At 71.3% G+C, this 22,614-nt stretch carries 2 protein-coding genes; both read right to left on the bottom strand.

Annotated elements, in window-relative coordinates:
- Window positions 1-113 precede the first annotated feature (113 nt).
- Window positions 114-323 (bottom strand): MbtH family protein, encoded by a 210-nt coding sequence (locus tag IE302_RS02565; RefSeq protein ID WP_007029404.1) that lies wholly within the window; start codon window positions 321-323, stop codon window positions 114-116.
- Window positions 320-22,600: a non-ribosomal peptide synthase/polyketide synthase gene (locus IE302_RS02560; RefSeq protein WP_268246722.1), complete on the bottom strand. Its 22,281-nt coding sequence runs from the start codon at window positions 22,598-22,600 to the stop codon at window positions 320-322. The genes IE302_RS02565 and IE302_RS02560 overlap by 4 nt, the downstream gene beginning before the upstream one ends.
- Window positions 22,601-22,614: the final 14 nt, after the last annotated feature.

The raw sequence follows: 22,614 nt of genomic DNA, 5'->3' as shown, positions 1-22,614 counted from the left end.
ACGTTTTATGGCCGAATTCGGTCGTGCTTCTGAACAACGCAAGTCCGTGAAGGCCTCCTTGAGAGACCCAGAGTCTCCCAAGGAGGCCTTCACGGACTTGACGCCGAAGCGGGTCAGGACTCCATGGCCTTGACGAGCGAGGCCGGCCGCAGGTCCGTCCAGTTGGTCTCGACGTATTCGAGGCACTCCGGACGCGAGGCCGGTCCGAACTTCGTGGTCCAGCCCGCCGGGACCTCGACGAACTCGGGCCACAGGCTGTGCTGTCCCTCGTCGTTGACCAGCACCAGGTACGTGCCGTCGGGGTTCTCGAACGGGTTCGTCATGGCTTGTTCTCCTTTGGTGTATCCGATGAATCAGCCCGGCGTGTGAGCGCGTCCAGCGCGGCGAACCAGTCCTCGGCCAGGTCCCGTACCGACTCTTCGGTCAGCACCGCCTCCGGCCAGGACCAGTGTGCGCCCAATTCGGGACCGCCGGGGCGATCCTCGGTCAGGGCGTTGATCGTGAGGGCGTGCGAGACCGGCATTCCGTCGTCCGCCCCGATTTCGGCCGCCTCGGCTTCCGCCGCGTACGACCAGTCGGTCGCTTCGGGGACGCCGATCCGGCCGAGGTAGTTGAACTCGATCTGCGGCTTGGCGAACTTCGCGAGCTCAGGGCCGGTCCGCGGATCGAGGTACCGGAGCAGACCGTGCCCGATCCCGCCGTCCGGCAGCCCGTCCAGGTGCGCCTTGACCCGTCCGAGCGCGACATCGGCGGCCGCCCCGCCGTCGAACGCGTCGTCCAGATCGAGGTCGCCCAGGTCCAGGCACACCGGGACGACGCTGGTGAACCAGCCGACCGTCCGTGAAAGATCGGCACCACCGGCCAGTTCCTCTTCGCGGCCATGCCCCTCGACGTCGACCAGCACCGCCTGTCCCCCGTCCCTGCGCCACCGGGTGACGGCGAGCGCGAGCCCGGTGAGCAGGACGTCGTTGATCGTCGCCCCGAACGCCGAGGGGACGCGGGACAGCAGCGGCGCAGTCCGCGAGGCGGGCAGTGTCAGCGACAGCTTCTTCACCGTCCCCACCACGTCCCGAGCGGGGTCGAGCGGCCGGTCCAGCACGAGCGGATCCGCACCGCCCAGCACCGACTTCCACCGATCCAGCTCGCCACCACGGTCCTGTGTGGACAGATCTCGCGACCACCGCCGGAACGACGTGACCACCGAGGGCAGCTCCGGCACCGCGCCGAGGGCGACCGACTCCCACGCGGAAGCGAGGTCCGGCAGCAGGATCCGCCACGAGACGCCGTCGACGGCCAGGTGGTGGATCATCAGCAGCAACCGTCCTGGCCCTGCCGTTCCCGCGTCGAACCACGTCGCGCTCAGCATCACGCCGGCGTCCGGGTCCAGACGGGACCGCGTCGGCTCCGCGTGCCGCTCGATCAGCGCGAACAGATCACCGTCCGCAGCATCGACGCGTTCGATGACGACGCCGTCGGACTCGGCGACCCGGAGCGCCCAGCCGTCCACCGACCGGTCGAGCCGCGCGCGCAGCATGTCGTGCCGTTCCATGATGGCGCCGAGCACGGTCTTGAGCTGCTCGCCGCTCATCCCGGACGGAGTCCGCAGCAACGCCGCCTGGTGGTAGCCCGCGATCGGCCCGCCGAGTTCGCGGAGCGCGTGCATGATCGGCGTGAGCCCGATGGCGCCGTCGTCCGCCAGGCTCTCGGCGACCTCGGCCAGCGCGGCGACCGTCCGGTGCGCGAACACCTCGTGCGGCGTGATCTTCAGCCCGGCCGCGCGGGCCCGGCCGACCAGCCGCATCGCGACGATGCTGTCCCCGCCGAGGGCGAAGAAGTCGTCGTCGGCGCCGAGTTCCGGGATGTCGAGCACTTCCGCGAAGAGCGCGCACAACGTCTTCTCGTTCGCGGTCTCGGGTGCCCGGCCACCGGCCAGCTCGGCGTAATCCGGGGCGGGCAGCGCCTTGCGGTCCAGCTTCCCGTTGGACAGCACGGGAAGCACGTCGAGCGTGACGAACGCCGCCGGGACCATGTACTCCGGCAACGTCTCGGCCGCGAACCGCCGCAGCTCCTCACGATCCACAGTGGACACCACGTAGGCCACCAGCTGTTTCACCCGTGGGCGGTCTTCGCGCACCAGGACGACGGCCTGCGTGACGTCGCCGTGCCGTTCGAGCACGGCTTCGACCTCGCCCGGTTCGACCCGGAAGCCGCGGATCTTCGCCTGGTCGTCGGCGCGCCCACCGAAGTCGAGCCGCCCGTCCGCGGTCCACCGGGCGAGGTCGCCGGTGCGGTACATCCGGGCGCCCGCCGGGCCGAACGGATCCGCCACGAACCGCTCCGACGTCAGCGCCGCCCGCCCGAGATAGCCCCGGGCGAGACCGGAACCGGCCAGGTACAGCTCACCGGTGACCCCGGGCGGCACCGGCCGCAGCGCCGCGTCGAGCACGTAGGCTCGGGTGTTCGCGACCGGGCGTCCGACCAGCGGCTTCTCGCTGTCACCGATCCGCGCGACCAAGGCGTCCACTGTGGACTCAGTCGGCCCGTACAGGTTGAAAGCCTCGGTTCCATCCAAAGTGGCCAGACGACGCCAGAGACTCTCGGGCACCGCTTCGCCGCCGACGCCGATCACGGCCAGCGGGCAGCGGTCGCCGTCGAGCAGGCCGGCCTCCGCCATCTGCGCGAAGAACGACGGCGTGACCTCGATGAAGTCGAACCCGTCCCGTTCGATCATCGCGGCGAGGCGTTCGGGGTCACGCCGGGTCTCCTCGTCCACGACGTGCACGGCGTGCCCGTCGAGCAGCCACAGCTGCGGCTGCCAGGAGGCGTCGAAGGAGAACGACCACGCGTGTCCCACCCGCAGATGCGGTTTGCCGGTGGCCTCGACCGCGGGCCGGTGCAACGTGGCGCGGTGGCTGTGGAACAGGTTCACCACACCGCGATGAGGGACGACGACTCCCTTGGGCGTCCCCGTCGAACCCGACGTGTAGATCACGTACGCCGGGTGCTCCGGGCCGAGCGGGCGGACGCGGTCTCGATCGGTGAGGTCGTGCGCCTGCCGGTCCTCGGTGACGAGCGCGCACAACGCCAGCGTCTCGATCTCGGTCCGGGGCAGCGACTCCAGCAGCTCGGGCTCGGTCAGGATCGCCTTGGGCCGCGCGTCGGACAGCATCGCGGCCAGCCGGTCCGCCGGGTGGTCCGGGTCGAGCGGCAGGTACGCCGCCCCCGCCTTGTGGACCGCGAGGATCGCCAGCAGGACGTCCGCCGAACGCGGCAGCGCCAGTGCGACGAAGTCCTCGGCGCCGAGCCCGTGGGCGACCAAGGCCCGGGCGAGCCGGTTGGCGCGTTCGTTCAGCTCGGTGAACGACCAGGTGATCTCGCCGGACACCACCGCGGTCGCGTCCGGCGAACGCCGGACCTGGTCCTCGAACAGACTGGCCACAGTGGACGGTGCGACGGCGAGCGTCGTGTCGTTCCACTCGCGCACGATCAGGCCAAGATCGGCCTCGGCCAGGATGTCGGCCCTGCCGACCGGGGCGTCCACATCGGACACCATCGCGGCGAGGACCCGTTCCATGGCGGCCGGGAGCCGTTCCGGCAGGCCGGCGTCGAACAGATCGGAGCGGTACTCGGCGGTGAGTTTCAGGCGTGAGCCGGGTTCCACCGCCCACGTGAGCGGGTAGTGCGTGGAGTCCTCGTGGCGCACGATCTCCCCGCGCAGCCCGGCTCCGGTCTCGTCCTCCTCCGCGCCCGGGTAGCTCTCGAACACCACCAGCGTGTCGAACAGCTCCCCCAGCCCGGCGCCGCGCTGGATGTCGGCGAGCCCGAAGTGCTGGTGCGCGAGCAAACCGGACTGCTCGTCCTGGACCCGGTCGAGGAGCGCGCCCAGCTTCTCGGCGGGGTCGACCTCGATCCGCACCGGGATCGTGTTGATGAACAGGCCGATCATCCGCTCGACCCCGGCCAGTTCCGGCGGGCGCCCGGCGACCGTCGCGCCGAACACGACGTCCGATCGGCCGGTCAGCCTGCCGAGCACGATGCCCCACGCCGTCTGGACGAGGGTGTTCAGCGTCAGCCCGCGTGAGCGCGCGAGCTCGGACAGCGCACCGGTCGCCTCCTCGGACAGCTCCAGGGCCAGCCGTTCCGGAAGGGCCGGGACCCGCTGGGGGTCGTGCGGGACGAGATGCGTCGGCTCGGTGAGCCCGTCGAGCGCCTGTCGCCAAGCGGTTTCCGCCGCCTCGCGATCCTGCTCCTCGACCCAACCGAGATGGTCGCGGTACTGGCGGGCCGGTTCCGGCTCGGCGCCGGCGTACAGCTGGGACAGCTCTGCGAACAGCTGCGGAACCGACCAGCCGTCGAGCAGGACGTGCTGGTGGGTGAACACCAGCCGGTGCCGCCCGTCGGGCAGGGCCAGCAGCAGGAACCGCAGCAGCGGCGCGGACGCCGGATCGAACCGGCGCCGATCGTGAGCCATCTCCGTCTCGACGGCGTCCGCCGAGTCCAGGAAACGCCAGGGCACGGTGACCGAACGCGCCACCAGCGCGACCGGACGGCCGGACGCGAGGTAGCGGTAGCCCGTGCGCAGGACGGCGTGCCGATCGACGAGCGCCTGAGCGGCGTCGCGCAAGCGACCGGGATCGAGCGGTCCGTGGAGATCGAACGACACCTGGACGGTGTAGACGTCGGGACCGCCGCCGTCCATCGTCGCGTGGAACAGCAACCCGGCCTGCAACGGCGTCAGCGGCCACACCTCGGCGGTGTCCGGTGCGACGTCGAGGATCTCGGCGCGTTCGCCCGCGTCGAGCTCCACCAGCGGCTTCCCGCTGTCCGACGCGGGCGCGTCGAGCCGCACCGTGCTGACCTCGGCCAGGGCCGCGACGGTCCGGTGCCGGAAGACGTCGCGCGGGCTGAGCTGCAGCCCGGCGCTCCGCACGCGCCCGACCAGCTGCATCGCGACGATGCTGTCCCCGCCGAGGCGGAAGAAGTCGTCGTGGATACCGACTTTCCCCAGTCCGAGGACGCCGGCGACGAGCGACGCGAGCAGTTCTTCCCGCGGTGTCCGCGGCGCGTCGCCGGAGACCGCGACGGCGAAATCGGGGGCGGGCAGCGCCTTGCGGTCGAGTTTCCCGTTGGGGGTCAGCGGGAACGCGTCCAGCGTCACAAACGCCGACGGCACCATGTACTCGGGCAGCGTCGCCTCCGCGAGCCGCCGGGTTTCCTCGATGTCGGCCTCGCCGGTCAGGTACGCGACGAGCCTGCCTTCCCGCAGCACCACCCGCGCGGAGAGCACGGCTTCGATCTCGCCGAGTTCGATCCGGAACCCACGCAGCTTGACCTGGTCATCGGCGCGGCCGAGGTAGTCGAGCGCGCCGTCGGCACGCCACCGGGCGAGGTCGCCCGTGCGGTACATCCGCTCCCCAGGCGCGAACGGGTTCGCGACGAACCGCTCGGCGGTCAGCCCGGGCCGGCCGAGGTAACCGCGCGCGAGTTGCGCGCCCGCCAGGTACAGCTCGCCCGCCACGCCCGGCGAGACCGGCCGGAGCCGGGCGTCCAGTACGTGCACCCGGGTGTTCCACACCGGACATCCGATGGGGGCGGTGTCGTCGACGACCGCCCAGGAGGTCACGTCCACCGAGGCCTCGGTCGGCCCGTACAGGTTGTGCAGCGGGACGTCCACGCGGGCGGCCAGTTCCGGCGGCAGCGCCTCACCGCTGCAGAGGACCCGGCGGACGCCGTGCCACCGCGGCGCTTCGGCGAGGAACGCTTCCAGCATCGACGGGACGAAGTGCAGGGTCGTGATCCGCTGGTCGCGGATCAGCTCCTGCAGGTACCGCGGATCGCGATGACCGTCCGGTTTGGCGACCACCAGGGTCGCGCCGGTGATCAGCGGCCAGAAGAACTCCCATACCGACACATCGAAACTCGACGGCGTCTTCTGCAGAACACGATCCTCGGCCGTGAGCCCGTACTCGGCCTGCATCCACAGCAACCGGTTGACGATGCCCTCATGTGGGACCACGACACCCTTGGGGCGGCCGGTCGAACCGGACGTGTAGATCACGTACGCGGGCGAAGCCGGATCCACCACCCGGCCCAGGTTCTCACCGGAGTAGCCGTCCAGTGCGGGCAGTTCGTCGAGAACGACCGCGGGAGCGGCGTCTTCCAGCATGAAGGCCAGGCGGTCGGCCGGATAGTCCGTGTCGAGCGGCAGATAGGCCGCGCCCGCCTTGTGCACCGCGTGCAGCGCGACGACCAGGTCAAGCGAGCGGGGCAGTGACACCGCGACCACCGACTCCGCACCCACACCCTGCTCGACCAGCCACCGCGCCAAGCGATTCGCTCGCGCGTTGAACTCGGCATACGACAGCTCAGCGTCCTCGAACACCACCGCCGAAGCATCCGGAGTCCGCGCCACCTGCGCCTCGAACAACTCCGGCAACGTCACCACCGGGACCTCGTGCGCCGTGTCGTTCCATCGGTCGAGCAGCGCGCGCTCGTCCTCGTCGAGGACGTCGACCGCGCCGACCGGGAGCGCGGGCTCGGCGGCCACCTGCTCCAGCACGGAGACCAGACGCCGCGCGAAGCCTTCGGCCGTGGCGTGGTCGAACAGGTCGGCGCTGTACTCGATCGCGCCCGAGATCCCGCCGGTGTTCTCCAGGAATCCGAATTCGAGGTCGAACTTGGCGACACCCTGTGCGAAGTCCTCCTGCTCCGCACGCAGGCCGGGCAGCGTCAGCCCGTCGCCGGATCCGGGCAGGTAGACCACCATCGTCTGGAACAACGGATGCCTGGCCAGCGAGCGTTCCGGGTTGACCGCGTCGACCAGCCGCTCGAACGGCAGGTCCTGGTGCTCGAAGGCGGCGAGGTCCGTCGCCCGCACCCGCGAGAGCAGTTCGGCGAACGCCGGGTCGCCGGACAGATCGGTGCGCAGCACGAGCGAGTTCACGAAGAAGCCGACCAGCGGCTCCAGCCGTTCGTCGGTGCGGCCGGAACTCGGCGCGCCGAGCGGGATGTCGTCCCCGGCCCCGAGCCGGTGCAGCAGTACCGCGACCGCGGCCTGCGCCAGCATGAACATGCTGACGTCGTGCCGCCGGGCCACCTCGCGCAGCCGTTCGGTGAGCGCGGCCCCGATCGGGAAGGTGACCAGACCGCCGCGGTGGCTCGACTCGGCCGGACGGGGCCGGTCCGACGGCAGTGCCAGCTCGTCCGGCAGGCCCGCCAGGGCTTCCTGCCAGAACTCGAGATGCCCGGAGGCCGTCGAGCCGAGCAGTTCCCGTTGCCACAAGGCGTAGTCCGCGTACTGGACCGGAAGCTCGGTCCACTGTGGACCGTGACCGGCGAGCCGTGCCCCGTATGCCGTGGCGAGGTCGGCCATCAGCGGTACCTGTGAGCCCTCGTCCGTGGCCACGTGGTGCAGCACCAGCAGGAGGACGTGCTCCCGCGGCGACACGGCGAAGATCGTGGCCCGGATCGGGAGTTCCTCGTCGAGGGCGAATCCGCGCCCGGCTTCGGCGGACAGCCGCGACGGCAGATCCGCGGCCTCGGTGAACACGACCTCCGGGCGCGCGTCGGTGAGGATCCGCTGCGTGACGACGTCGCCTTCCTCGACGAACACGGTCCGGAGCGTTTCGTGCCGCTCGACGATGTCGCCGATCGCCGCGCGCAGCGCGTCCGCGTCCAGTTCGCCGTACAGGCGCCAGGCGAGCGGGATGTTGTAGGTCGGCGTGGCGCCTTCGAGCCGGTACAGGAACCACAGACGTTGCTGCGCGGGCGAAAGCGGCAGCACGTCCGGCCGGTTCCCGGCGCTGAGGACCGGGTGGGCCGACGGTTCCGCGAGCCGTTCGGCGAGCGCCGCGACCGTGGGGGCGTCGAAGACGTCACGGACCGAAACCGTGGCGTCCAGGGTCGCCGAGATCCGGCTGACCAGGCGCATCACCAGCAGCGAATGCCCGCCGAGGGTGAAGAACCCGTCGTCGATCCCGACCCGTTCGACGCCGAGCACGTCGGCGAACAAGGCGCACAGAGCTTCTTCCCGCGAATTCCGGGGTTCGCGGCCTTCGGTGCTCGCGAACTCGGGAGCGGGCAAGGCCTTGCGGTCGAGTTTGCCGTTCGGGGTCAGCGGGATCTCGTCGAGCGTCACGAACGCCGAAGGCACCATGTGCTCGGGCAGCTTCGCGGCGACCTCGTCCCGCAGCCCGTCGTCAGAACCCACGACGTAGGCGACCAGCCGGTCTTCGCGAGCGACGACCACGGCACGTGTGACGGACGCCGACGCGGTCAGGGCAGCCTCGACCTCGCCGAGTTCGACCCGGAAGCCGCGGATCTTGACCTGGTCGTCGACCCGGCCCAGGAATTCCAGCACGCCGTCGTCCGACCACCGCGCGAGGTCCCCGGTGCGGTACATCCGCTCCCCCGGGCCGCCGAAGGGATCCGCGACGAACCGCTCGGCGGTCAGCCCCGGCCGGGCCAGGTACCCGCGTGCCAGCTGCGCGCCCGCGAGGTAGAGCTCACCGGGGACACCCGGTGGGACCGGGTTGAGCCGAGCGTCGAGCACGTACGTCCGCGTGTTCCACACCGGACGTCCGATCGGCACGGACGGCGTGGTTTCCGCACCGGCCCGCCATGCCGTCACGTCGACGGACGCTTCGGTCGGGCCATAGAGGTTGTACAGCGGGACATCGACGCGGGCGGCCAGTTCGGACGGCAGCGCCTCACCGCTGCAGATCACCCGGCGCAGCCCCGTGCAGTCCGCGGTCTCCAGGAACAGGGCGAGCATCGACGGGACGAAGTGGACGGTGGTGATCCCGGCGGTGCGGATCAGGTCCGCGAGGTACGCCGGGTCCTTGTGGCCCTCGGGCCTGGCGACCACCAGCGTCGCGCCGGTGATCAGCGGCCAGAAGAACTCCCACACCGACACATCGAAACTCGACGGCGTCTTCTGCAACACCCGATCATCAGCCGTGAGCCCATACTCGTCCTGCATCCACAACAGCCGGTTGACGATGCCCGCGTGAGGCACGACAACACCCTTAGGGCGGCCGGTCGAACCCGACGTGTAGATCACGTACGCAGGCGACGAAGGATCCACCACCCGGCCCAGGCTCTCGCCCGAGTAGCCGTCCAGAACCGGCATTTCATCCAGGACGACCGCAGGAGCGGCGTCTTCCAGCATGAAGGCGATGCGATCGGCCGGGTAGTCGCGGTCGATCGGCAGGTAAGCCCCGCCGGCCTTGTGCACCGCGTGCAGCGCGACGACCAGGTCAAGTGACCGGGGCAGCGACACCGCGACCACCGACTCCGCACCCACACCCTGCTCGACCAGCCACCGCGCCAGCCGGTTCGCCCGCGTGTCGAACTCGGCATACGACAGCTCAGCGTCCTCGAACACCACAGCGACAGCATCCGGGGTCCGCGCCACCTGCGCCTCGAACAACTCCGGCAACGTCACCACCGGAACGTCGTGCGCCGTCTCGTTCCAGAGCGCGAGTCGCGCGCGCTCGTCCTCGACGAGAACGTCGAGTAGGGCGACCGGCCGGTCCGGTTCGGCGGTGACCTGCTCCAGCAGGGACCTGAGCCGGGCCAGCAAGCTCGCGGCCGTCGCCTCGCCCGCGAGATCTTCGGCGTACTCCAGCATCAGGGTGGCGGTGTCCCCGTCGTCGACCATCGTGAAGTGCAGGTCGAACTTCGCCATGCCGGTGTCCATCTCGAACCACTCGGCGGGCAGCCCGAGCACGTCGTGGGCACCGCTCTGCCGGTGGTAGCCCACCATCACCTGGAACAGCGGATTGCGGCCCGGCACGCGAGGCGGGTTCAGCTCCTCGACGACGCGCTCGAACGGCAGGTCGCCGTGGGAGAACGCGGCCAGATCGGCCTCACGCACCCTGTCCAGCAGCGTCGCGAACGTCGGCTCGCCGGAGAGATCGGTCCGCAGGACCAGCGTGTTCACGAAGAACCCGACGAGATCGTCGAGCGCAGCGTCGGTGCGTCCCGCGATCGGGGCACCCAGCGGGATGTCGTCCCCGGCGCCGGTCCGGTGCAGCAGCGCGGCCACCGCCGCCTGGAGCACCATGAACGGGCTCGCTCCCGCCTTCGCCGCCAGGTCGCGCACGGCGGCCGACAGCTCCGCGGACAGCGGAGACTTGACCTTTCCGCCGTTGCCGGTCGGCTGGAGCGGACGCGGTCGGTCCAGCGGCAACGCCAGCTCGTCGGGCGCTCCGCGCAAGGCGTCGGTCCAGAACGCGACTTGATCGGCGCCGCGCTGGTCGAGGAAGTCCTTCTGCCACAGGGCGAAGTCGGCGTACTGCACCGGAAGTTCCGTCCACACAGGACTCTCACCGCCGAGCCGGGCCTGATAGGCCGAGGTCAGGTCGTCCAGGAACGGGCGATCGGACCATTCGTCGGTCGCGCTGTGGTGCAGGACGAGCGAGATCACGTGGTCGCCGCCGCCGAGCCGCAGGACCCGCAACCGGACCGGGATCTCGCGTGCCAGGTCGAACGGCGTCCTGGACAGCGAAGCGATCCGGTTGTCCAGCCCGGCCTCGTCGCACTCTTCGACGGCGAAAGGGATCTCGGGCGCGTCGAGAACACGCTGGTACGGCTCGCCGTCGTGCTCCTCGAAGACGGTCCGCAGGACCTCGTGCCTGTCGAGGACGTCGCCCAGCGCGGCACGCAGGGCTTCGAGATCCAGGGTTCCTCGCAGCCGGAAGGTCAACGGGAAGTTGTACGCGACCGCGTTCGTTTCCATCCGGTCGACGAGCCAGAGGCTGCGCTGGGCGGCCGAAAGCGGGATCCGTCCGGAACGTTCGGCGCGGACCACCGGCGGCCGTGCCGGTTCGCCGCCGCCCGCACGGGCGGCGAGTTCGGCGACCGTGGGCGCCTCGAACAGGTCACGGATCGCCAGTTCCGCGCCGAGTTCGGTCCGGGCCCGGCTGATGAGCCGGGTGGCGAGCAGCGAATGACCGCCGAGGTCGAAGAAGTTGTCCTCGACGCCGACGCCGTCCAGCCCGAGGACCTCGGCGAAGAGCGCGCACAACGTCTCCTCCCCGGCGGTCTCGGCCGGACGGCTTTCGGCGAGCCGCACCGCTTGGTCGGCCTCCGGGAGCGCCCGCGTGTTGAGCTTGCCGTTGTCGGTCAGCGGCAGGGCGCCCAGTGTGACGAACGCGGCCGGGACCATGTAGTCCGGCAGTTCCGTCTTGAGCCTGTCGCGCAGGCGTTGCACCAGTTCACCGCCACCGCGGGCGGCGGTCGGGCTCGTGGCGTACTTGGCCAGGTTCGTGCCGGCCGAGACCGGCTGATGCACCCCGGCGACCAGCGCGTCCGGCTGTCCCTTGTGGACGAACACCGCTTCGAACGCGCCGTCGGCCGACCAGGTGCAGTACACCCGGAAGCCTTGCCTGTCCCCGAGTTCGTGCACGTCCTCGGGCTCGATCCCGGCGGGGGCGCGGAACAGGTCCAGGACGTCGATGAGCGGCGCGCCGGCGTCCAGCGCCCGGGTCGCCTCGACCTCGGAGGTCTGCCGGGCGTCCGGGATCCGGCTCACACGCAGCGTTTCCGTGCCGATGAGCCGCTCCTCCAACGCGGCGAGGGAGCCGACCTCGTCCCAGAGCAAGCGTGGCGCCTGCGCGACCGACAGGGTCCCGGCCGGCTCCTTGATGAGGATCGCGTCGTACCGGTAGCGGCTCAGCTCGTTGTGCAGCCGGGCGCGTTTGATCCGGACCTGCGCGGCGACCGACGGCAGGCGTCCCGCGAGCGCGGTGAAGTAGTCCGGGTCGATCAGGAGTTCCTTCTCCAGCGCGGCTCCGCGTTCGATCGCCCGCCGCACCTGGGCGACGTCGGAGGTCGCGTCGGCGCGGGTCAGCTGGATCGCGGTGTGGAAGGCGCGGGCGAGCCGCAGGTTCCGGACGTCGCCGACGAACAGCGCGCCCCCCGGTGCGAGCAGGCCGATCGCCTTCGTGAGGACGTCGGTCAGGTAATCGACGCTCGGGAAGTACTGGATGACGGAGTTGATCACGATCGTGTCGAACCGCCCGGCGGGCAGGCCGTCGAACACGTGCGCCGGCTGGGCGCGCAGGTTCACCTTGGCCGCCAGCTCCGGATCCTGTTCCAGCTCGCGGTTCAGCTTGGCGATCACCGGCGCGGCGAGGTCGGTGCCCCAGTACTCCCGGGCCAGTGGCGCGATCTGCCCCATCAGCAGACCGGTGCCGACGCCGATCTCCAGCACTCGTTCCGGTTTCAGCTCGGCGATCCGGTCGACGGTCGCCCGCCGCCATTCCCGCATGTGCTCCAGCGGGATCGGGTCGCCGTCGTAGCTGGAGTCCCAGCCGGCGAAGTCCTCGGTGAACAACGCCGTCGGGATTTCGGTGTACTCGTCGGAGTAGATCTGCTGCCACTCGCCGACCTGGTCGGCCTCCGCCTCGGCCCGCGCGTCCCCGCTCAGTTCGGCCGGGACGACGTAGCCGATCAGGCGCTGCAGCCCGGGTGCCGACGGGTCGGGCCGCGCGATGACGGCCGCCTGCGCGACCTCCGGGTACCGGCTGAGCGCGGTCTCGATCTCGCCAAGTTCGACGCGGTAGCCGCGGATCTTGACCTGGTCGTCGGTGCGGCCGAGGAAGTCGAGATTCCCGTCCGCGCGGCGGCGCACGAGGTCACCGGTGCGGTACATCCGCCCGCCCCCGGGGACGAACGGGTCGGCGACGAACCGTTCCGCGGTCAGGCCGGGACGGCCGAGGTAACCGCGGGCCAGCCCCTCACCGGCGATGTAGAGCTCTCCGGCGACGCCGTCGCGGACCGGCCGGAGCCAGGCGTCCACGATGTAGGCGCGGGTGTTCCAGATCGGTTTGCCGACGGTCGGGGTGTCGCTGTCGGTGGTGCCGCCGCCGAGGGTGTTGATCGTGTACTCGGTGGGGCCGTACAGGTTGTAGCCGTAGGTGCCCTCGGTGTCCCGCAACCGGTTCCACACCGACTCCGACACCGCCTCGCCGCCGAGCAGGACGAGCGCGGGCCGGTGCCCCTCCAGCAGCCCTTCCTCGATCAGCAGGTGCGCGTACGTCGGCGTCACGTTGACGACGTCGACCTCGTGCTCGTCGCAGTACGCCACGAGCGCCCGCGCGTCGCGCCGCAGTTCTTCGTCGCAGACGTGGACCTCGTGCCCCTCGACGAGCCACAGCAGCTCTTCCCAGGACATGTCGAAGGCGAACGACACGGTGTGCGCGATCCGCAGCCGCCGCCCGCCCGCGGCCGCGATGGCCGGGGCGAAGATCGCGCCCTGGTGGTTGAGCTGCATGTTCGTCAGGCCGCGATACGGCGTGACGACGCCCTTGGGTTTGCCCGTCGAGCCCGACGTGTAGATGACGTAGGCCGGGTGTTCCAGGCGGTCCGCGCGGCCTCGCGCGAACAGCGGGCGTTCGGCGTCGGAGATCGGGCCGCCGCCGAACGCCCTGTCTTCGTGGTCGTCGACGAGGACCCGCGGCGTGGCGTCGGGCAGCGTCGCGGACACGTCCTTTGTGGACACGAGGCACAACGGCCTGGCGTCCTCAAGCATCACCGCGAGCCGGTCGGCCGGATAGTCGAGTTCCAGTGGCAGGTACGCGGCGCCGGTCCGCAGCACGGCGAACAGCGCGACGACCATGTCGATCGACCGCGGCAGCCCGAGCGCGATCACCTGCTCCGGCGCGGCGCCCTTCGCCAGCAGCAGCCTGGCCATCCGGTTGATCCGCGCGTCGAGTCCGGCGTAGGTCAGCTGCTCGTCGCCGAACACCACGGCCGTCGCGTCGGGAGTCCGTTCGGCCTGGGCCGCGAGCAGGTCCGCGATCGTGTCCTCGATGACCGGATGCTCGGCCTCGGCCCAGCCCGCCTCCAGCGCCGCGCGGTCCTCGGCGGACACCGTCGCGAGCGCGGCGACCGGTTTCGCCGGATCGCCGACGATCTGCGTGACCAGGGACGTGAACCGGCCCAGCACCGACGCGGCCTCGTCCGCGTCGATCACGTCGTCCCGGTAGGACAGCGTGATCCGGATTTCCTCGCCGGGGGTCACCACGAGCGTCAGCGGGTAGTGCGTCGCGTCGATGTTGAGCAGGCCGGTGATGCCGTGCCGGTGGCGGAGGCCGTCGCGCCGCTCGTCGCCGTCCGCGTTGCGCAGCACGAAGAGCGTGTCGAACAGGACGCGATGCCCCGCCTCCCGCTGCAGGACACCAAGGCTCATGAACTCGTACGGGGTCAGGTCCATCCGCTCGGACTGCAGCCGCCGCACCAGGTCCAGGACCGATTCGCCGGCGCCGAGTTTCACCCGGGTGGGCACGGTGTTGAGGAACAGGCCGATGGTGTTCTCGATCTCGGGCACGGCGGCGGGCCTGCCCGCGACCGCGGCGCCGAACACGACGTCGTGCCGTCCGGTCATGGTCGACAGGACCAGGCCCCAGGCCGCGTTGAGCACGGAGTTGACGGTCAGGCCGTGGCGCCGGGCCTGCTCACGCAGCCCGCGGCCGAGGTCGCCGGGCAGCACGGTGTCCAGGTTGACCGGGGTGGCGGGGACCAGGTCCCGGCCCTCCGGCCCGACGACGGTCGGTTCCGCGAGACCGGAGAGCGCCTCGCGCCACGCTTCCGTGGCCGCCTCGATGTCCTGCCGGTCCAGCCAGCGCAGGAAGTCCGCATAGGACCCGGCGGCGGGCAGCGTCCGGTCGTCCCCACCGAGGTCGTACAGCGCGAACAGCTGCTCGATGAACAGCCAGGCCGACCAGCCGTCCCAGAGCAGCAGATGCCGGTTCAGCACCACGCGGTCGCGCCCGTCCCCGAGGCGCACCAGTTTCAGCCGGAACAGCGGCGGGGTGCCGAGGTCGAACCTCGTCGCGCGGTCCTCGGCCATCAGCTCGTCGAGCCTGGCCCGCCGTTCGTCTTCGGGCAGCGCCGAAAGATCCACTTCGGACAGTGGGGGGTCGACCCCGGCCGCCACGAACTGGACCGGTCCTCGCAGCCCCTCGCTGGTGAACCCGGCCCCGAGGCTGGGGATCCGGTGGAGCAGCGCGGCCACCGCCGACCGCAGCCGGTCGAGGTCCAGGCGGTGGTCGAAGTCGATCGCCTCCTGGATGGTGTAGATGTCCACCCGGTCGGAGTTGTAGCTGGAGTGGAAGAACAGGCCTTCCTGCAGCGGCGACAGCGGCCAGACGTCGGCGACCGGCGCCGGGCTGAACCGCTCGACGCGGGCGATCTCCTCCTGCGTCAGCGACACCAGTTCGAGATCGGACGGCGTGAGCCCCACCGGCGCGTTCGTGTCCGCCGCCGCGAGCTCGCTCAAGGCGTCGGCCCAGCGGTCGGCGAGGTCCCCTGCCGGGCCCGCGAACGTCGCCGTCAGCCTCGGTCCGTCCTCGGTGTCCTCGCAGGCGACCCCGATCCGCAGGACGTGGTCGCCCGCCGGGGGCATCGCCGCGTGCCCGGCGACCTGCCACTCCCCTGTCCCTGCCGGGATCCGGCCGTCGTAGCGCAGCGCGATCCGCGGCTTCGCGAGCCCGGCGAGCAGCGGACCGGCCTGGACGTCGAGGTAGCGCAGCGGGCCGTAGCCCTGGGGCGTCCTCCGGACGGTCTCCTTGACGGCCTTGAGCATCGCGAGTGGTTCACCGGTCGCGGTGATCCGCACCGGGCGGACCGACGTCAGCGCGCCGACGGTGTCCGCGGCGTCCACCCGGCCGTGGAGATCGACGAGGAGGTCGCCCTCGACGGCGGCCTTCAGCGCGGTCAGGAGGACGTCGGTCACGTCGCCGTTCACGGCGGCCGGGAGCGGGCCGACGAGCGTCCGGGTGTCCTCGACGGACAGGGTGATCCGGCGTTCGGCGACTTCGCCGTCCGCGGGGATCCCAGCGGCACCGGGCGCCAAGGTGCCTGCCCAGTGCTCGATTTCGCCGAGCAGCGCGGGATCCTGCGCCGCTTCCGTGATCCGGCGCGCGATGGCCCGCAGCGAAGTCCGGACCGGCGTGAACACCGGCGGGTGACCGCCGGTCACCGCGTCCCAGGCTGTCTCGAGGTCTGCGGAGAGGAGCGTCAGGCTCCGCGCGTCCAGCAGGACCGGATGCGCGACCAGGAGCAGCCTGCCCGGTTCGTCGAACCAGACGGCCTGCAGCAGGGTGTCCGGCAGCCGCTCCACAGCGGACCGGTACTCGGCCTCGACGGACCCGGTCGCGTGACGGAGCAGGTCTGCGGCCCGGACTGTCCCTTGTGGACGGATTTCGAGCGACCACAGCACCGACGCGACCCGCGAGAGTTCGAGCCGCAGGCCGTCGCGGTGGTCGACCACGAGCTGCAGGGCGGCGGCGAGTGTCTCGACATCGGCGCCGGACGGCACGGTCAGGAGCACGGACTCCGGCTGTACCGCGTCACCCAGCTCCCGCAGGCGGAGCGCTTCGGGCAGGAGCGGCAGGGCGCCGATGCCGTCGGCCTCGGCCACCGGCTCGGCAGGCGTCGTGGAAGCGGCGAGCGCCGCCGGGGTGCGGAGTTCGAAGACGTCCTTGGGGCTCAGGTCGAATCCGGCCCGCCGGGCACGGCTCGACACGGCGATCGACGAGATGCTGTCGCCGCCCAGCAGGAAGAAGTCGCCGCGGGCACCGACGGCGTCCAGGCCGAGGACGTCGGCGAAGATCCGCGCGAGGGCGCGTTCCCGCTCGTTCTCCGGTGTGGTCCCGGACCGGTCGATCGCGGGCGCGGGCAACGCCCGGACGTCGAGCTTTCCGCTGGGGGTCAACGGGAACTCGTCGAGCAGCACGAACGAGGACGGGACCATCGGCGCAGGCAGCGCCTCGCTCACCGCGGCCCGCAGCCGCTCCGGATCCGCGTCACCGGCCACATAGCCGACCAGCGCGCCGTCCTTCGCCACGACCGCGGCGGCCGTGACCCGCGGCTGAGCGGCGAGGACCGCTTCGATCTCGCCGAGTTCGATCCGGTTGCCGCGGATCTTCACCTGGCGGTCGGTGCGGCCGAGGTACTCGAGCTCGCCGTCGGCGCGGCGCCGGACGAGGTCGCCGGTGCGGTACAACCGCTGCCCGGGTTCGCCGAACGGGTCGGCGACGAAGCGTACGGCGGTCAGGCCGGGCCGTCCGTGGTAGCCGCGGGCCAGCTGGACACCGGCGAGGTACAGCTCGCCCGCCACACCGTCGGGCACCGGGCGGAGGCAGCCGTCGAGGACGTGCGTCCGCGTGTTCCACACCGGGCGTCCGATGGGGATTCCCGCGCCCTCGACGCCGTCGGTGTCGAAGTAGGTCACGTCCACGGCGGCCTCGGTGGGGCCGTAGAGGTTGTGCAGCGGGACGCCGGTGAGCGAACGCCAGCGGGCGACGGTCTCGCCGGTCAACGCCTCACCGCTGGAGAAGACCCGGCGCAGGGATCGGGCCCAGCCGAGGTCTTCGGTGACGTCGTCGCTGCCGAGGAACGCGGCGAGCATGGACGGGACGAAGTGCAGAGTGGTGATCTCCCGCTCCCGGATCAGCCGCGCGAGATAGGCGGGATCATGGTGGCCGTCCGGTTCGGCCAGCACCACCGTGGCGCCTTCGCACAGCGCCCAGAAGAACTCCCACACCGAGACGTCGAAGCTCGACGGCGTCTTCTGCAGCACCCGGTCCGACGCCGTCAGCCGGTACTCGTGCTGCATCCACGCGAGCCGGTTGACGATCGCACGATGCGTGACGGCCACGCCCTTCGGCCGTCCGGTCGATCCCGAGGTGTAGATCAGGTAGGCCGCGTCGTCCGGTCCGGCGGCAACGTCCGTGACGTCCTCGGCGGCGTACTCGCCGGTCACGGAGACCTGCGTCAGCCCGGCGACGGAGGGGATCCGCGACGCCGTCCCGGGTTCGCAGACCACGAGCCGGGCGCCGGAGTCGGCGAGCATGAATTCGAGCCGGTCGGCCGGATAGTCGAGGTCGACCGGCAGGTAGGCGGCCCCGGCCTTGAGGACGGCCAGGAGCGCGATCATCAGCTCGGCCGACCTCGGCACGGCGACGGCCACGATCTCGTCGGGACCGGCCCCCAGGGAACGCAGCTCGCGGGCCAGCCGCTCCGCTCGGGCGTCGAGGTCCGCATAGGACAGTTCAATGTCCTTGAACACCACCGCGGTCGCGGACGGTGTTTTGGCGACCTGCTCCGCGAAGGCCTCGGCCAGCGTCCGCCCGCGCACCGGATGCGAGGTCGCGTTGAGCTCGGCGAGGCGGCCGCGTTCGGCGGGCGAGAGCAGGTCGACGGCGGCGACCGGCAGGCCGGGGTTCGCGGTCAGCGTTTCCAGCAGCCGCGCGTACCGTTCCGCGAGCTGCCCGGCCGCGACCGCGTCGATCCGGGCGGCGTCGAATTTGAGGCTGAACGCCAGGTCCTCACCCGGGGTCGCGATCACCGCGACCGGGAAATGCACCGCGTCGGTGACCTCGACGCCGGTGAGCCGCACGGCTCCGGACGGATCCACGCGGTCGTCGTCACGCGGGAAGTTCTCGACGACCACGAGGGTGTCGAACAGGTCTTCCTGCCCGAAGCCGGCGACGCGCTGCAGTTCGCCGAGGCCGAGATGCTGATGGTCCAGCAGGGCCGCCTGCTCGTCCTGCAGCCGCCGCAGCACGGCGGCGACGGTTTCGGACGGGGACCAGCGCAACCGCACCGGCACGGTGTTGATGTACAGGCCGACCGCCGCTTCGAGGCCGTCGGCGCCGGTGTCGCGGCCGGAGACCGTGCTGCCGAACAGCACGTCGTCCCGGCCGGTGAGCCCGCCGAGGAGGAGTCCCCAGGCGCCGTGCAGGACGGTGCCGAGGGTGAGGCCGTGCGCGCGGGCCATGGCGGACAGCTCCGCCGTGGCGCGCGTACCGAGGTTCAGGTGAACACGCGACGGCCGCCTCCGGGCCGCGAGCGGAACCTCGATCAGCCGGGTGGGTTCCTCCACTCCGGACAGTGCCGCCCGCCAGGCTTCCCGTGAGATCCCGTGATCGCGCGACGCTAGCCGCCGCAGGTGGTCCCCTCGGGTGCCCGCTTCCGGGATCTGTGCGTCCACTCCCGCATACCCGGCCAGCAGCTCACGCAGCAACACCACGACCGACCAGCCGTCGGCGATGATGTGGTGGAACGTGAGCGCCAGCTTGGCGCGGTCGTCGCCGAACCGGGCGAAGGTCGCCCGCAGCAAGGGCGGCCGGGCGAAGTCGAACCGGCGCACACGATCGGCCTCGAAGGCTTCCTCGGCGTCTTCGGCGGGCACCTCGCGCCAGGGCAGTTCGGCGCGGCGGGTCACCGTCTGCACGACCCGGCCGCCGTCGAGCTGGCGGAACCCGGACCGCAGCGAGGAGTAGCGGTCCAGCAGCCCCTGCACCGAACGGCGCAGCGCCTCGACGTCGACCGCGCCTTCGAGGTCCAGCACCTCCTGGACCGTGTAGATGTCGGCGTCCGAGCCGCCTTCGAACTCCGCGTGGAAGAAGAAGCCTTCCTGCAACGGCGTCACGGGCAGGACGTCGGCGTACTCGGCGAGCGACGCGCGTTCGGCGTCGGTCAGTTCCAGCAGCGGCTGCTCGTCCACAGTGGACTCGACGAGAACGGCCTCCGCGCAGGCGGCGAGAGCCTCGGGAGTCCGGTGCTGGAACACCTGCCGTGGCGTGATGGCCAGGCCGCGCTCCGCCGCGCCCAGCACCAGCCGGATGGACAGGATGCTGTCACCGCCGAGGGTGAAGAAGTCGTCGTCGGCACCTGCCGCCGCCAGCCCGAGGACGGCCGCGACGACGTCGCACAGGATCCGTTCCCGCTCGGTGCGCGGCGCGCGGCCGGTGGCGGCGGCACCGAAATCAGGCAGCGGCAGCGAAGTACGGTCCAGTTTGCCGTTCGGCATGATCGGCAGCCGGTCGAGCGCGAGGAACGTCGACGGCACCATGTAGTGCGGCAGCGCCGATTCCGCGTGGGCGCGCAGATCCTTCAGCAGCGACGGCGACTCGCCCGCCGCCGGGACGACGTACGCCACCAGGCGCCGATCCCCTGGCTTGACCTCGCGCGGCACGACGGCGATCCGCTCGACCCCGGGATACGCGGCGAGCGCGGATTCGATCTCCCCCGGTTCGATCCGGAACCCGCGGATCTTGACCTGGTGATCGGTGCGGCCGAGGAAGTCGAGGTTCCCGTCCGCGCGCCAGCGGACCCGGTCGCCGGTGCGGTACATCAGCGCGCCGCCGCCGGTGAAGGGATCGGCGACGAACCGTTCGGCCGTCAGCCCCGGACGTCCGGCGTACCCCCGCGCGAGACCGCGTCCGCCGACGTACAGCTCCCCTTCGACGCCGACCGGGACCGGCCGCAGTGCGGTGTCGAGGACGTAGCACCGGGTGTTCGGATCCGGAACGCCGATCGGGATGGGCCCGGACCAGCCGGGCTCGGCCGCCCAGAGCGTCGAGTTCACCGTGGCCTCGGTGAGCCCGTACGCGGCGACGACCTTCAGGTCTTCGGCCCAGCGCGCGATCAGTTCCGGCGGGACGGTCTCGGTGCCGACGATCAGCACCGCGCCCTTCGGCAGTTCGCAGTCCGGTGGCAGCGCCGCGACCAGCGAGGGCGGCAGGATCATGTGTGTCGCCGCGTTGCCGGCGATGTAGCCGGTCAGTTCGACGCCCGCGACGCGCCGATGCGACGGCACGACGATCAGCGTCCCGCCGACGCACAGGGACATGACCAGATCCCAGACCGTCACGTCGAACCCGGTCGAGGCGAACTGCACCACCCGGCTGTCCTCGCCGATGCCGATCCGCTCGGTCGCCGTGCTGATCAGGCTGCCGATCCCGTCATGGGACAGGACCACACCCTTCGGCTTCCCCGTCGAACCCGACGTGTAGATGACGTACGCGGCCTGGTTCAGCGCGATCCCGCTGACGTCCACAGTGGACGCGTCGAGCTCCGCGAGTTCGGCGATGATCGCCGGATCGTCGAGAAGGACCTGTTCGACGTCCACGCCGGCCGGCAGCTGCGCGGACTCCTCCTTTGTGGACACCACGATTCCCGCGCCCGCGTGGGAAAGCATGTACGCGAGGCGATCCTCGGGGTGGTCGAGGTCGAGCGGAAGGTACGCGGCCCCGGCCTTCATGACGGCGAGGAGCGCGACCACGAGATCCGCCGAGCGCGGCATCGCCACGGCGACGACGTCCTCGTCGCGGACGCCGCGACCTCGCAGCAGGCGAGCGAGTCGGTTCGCGGCGGCGTCGAGTTCGGCGTAGGTGAGCCGGACGTCCTCGCAGACGACGGCCTCGGCGTCCGGCTTCCGCGCCACGATCCGGTCGAACGCCCCGGGCCAGGACACCTCGGGCGAATCCGCCACCGCGGTCCCGAACTCCAGCATCCGGGCCCGTTCGTCGACCGAGAGCAGGTCGATCGCGGCCAGTGGCAGCTCGGGTCCCTCCACCAGCGCGTCCAGCACGGCGGCGAACCGGCGGCGATGGTCGGCGAGCTCCTCGTCGGTGGAAACGGCCGCGTCCGCGTCGAAGTCGAGGCGGAGGCCCCGGCCCTCACCGGCGTCGTACACGGCGATCGCGACGTCGCTGATCGGCCCGAGTTCGAGGTTGCGCACCGTGGCGCTCGCGTCCCCGAACGCGAGTTCGCCGTCCACGGCCATGAAGTTGACGCTCAGCCCGACGAGTTCGTGCACCCCGCCGCTCGCGCCGAGTTCGCGCGCGAGGTCCTCGCCGCGGTACCGGCTGTGTTCCAGCAGTGCGGAGACCTTCTCCGCGACCTGGGCGACGAGCCGCGCCGGCGTCGTCTCGGGTCGCACGGTCAGCCTCAGTGGCAGGACGTTCGAGACCATGCCCGGCTGTTCGCGCAGCGCGCGGGTGGTGCGCGCGGTGACCGGCAGGCCGAGGACGATGTCTTCCGCACCGGTCACGCGGTGGGCGTACGCCGCCACGGCGGCGATCGCCACGCGGGATAGCCTCGTTCCCGCGTCGAACGCGAACTTCCGCAGACGGCCGGCCTTCGCCGCGGGCAGCTCCCACGAATGCCGCCGCAACCGGATCGGACCGGACGACGCACGCCCGAGCAGCCGCACCGGATTCGGCCTGCCCGCGAGTTCGCCGAGCCAGTACTCGCGGCCGGGCTCGTCGTCCTCGACGGCTTCGACCAGCCCGGAAAGCGGCCAGGCGACCTCCTCGGCGATGCCCGAATACAGCGCCGCCGCGCGACGGGTCAGGACGGCCTGCCCGTGCGCGTCCATCACCAGGTGGTGGTAACGCTGGAACCAGCGGACCCGGTCCTCGGCGAGGATCAGCAGGGCGTGCCCGGTGAGCGGGCCCCGGGCGAGGTCGGCCACCACGGCCAGTTCGGCCCGCGCCCATTCGTCGGCCGCGCGCTCCGGATCCGGCTCGCCGGTGAAGTCGAGCACGGCGACGTCCCCGGGAGTGACCGGGTGCTGGACCGGGCTGTCACCGTCCAGCCCGACCGTGACGTGCAGGCATTCGGCCTCCGCGACCGCCCTCCGAACGGCGTCACCCAGCCGGGTGACATCGATGTCGCCGCGCAGCTCCGCGACCCAGCCGATCGTGTAGACCGGATCGGCCGGGTCGAGCTGCTGCGCGAGCCAGATCCCCTGCTGTGCCGGGGTCAGGGGAAAGCCGCGGTTCATCGAGGATTCCTCCACCGTTCGAAGGGCGC

This window comes from Amycolatopsis oliviviridis, assembly GCF_014654365.1.
Taxonomy (GTDB): domain Bacteria; phylum Actinomycetota; class Actinomycetes; order Mycobacteriales; family Pseudonocardiaceae; genus Amycolatopsis; species Amycolatopsis oliviviridis.
The sequence above is the reverse complement of the archived record's forward strand: the minus strand, read 5'-3'. Positions and strand labels throughout refer to the sequence as shown.

What these genes read in the sequence shown, in the direction of transcription:
- IE302_RS02565 (WP_007029404.1), bottom strand. Translation starts at nt 323, where the DNA reads ATGACGAACCCGTTCGAGAACCCCGACGGCACGTACCTGGTGCTGGTC.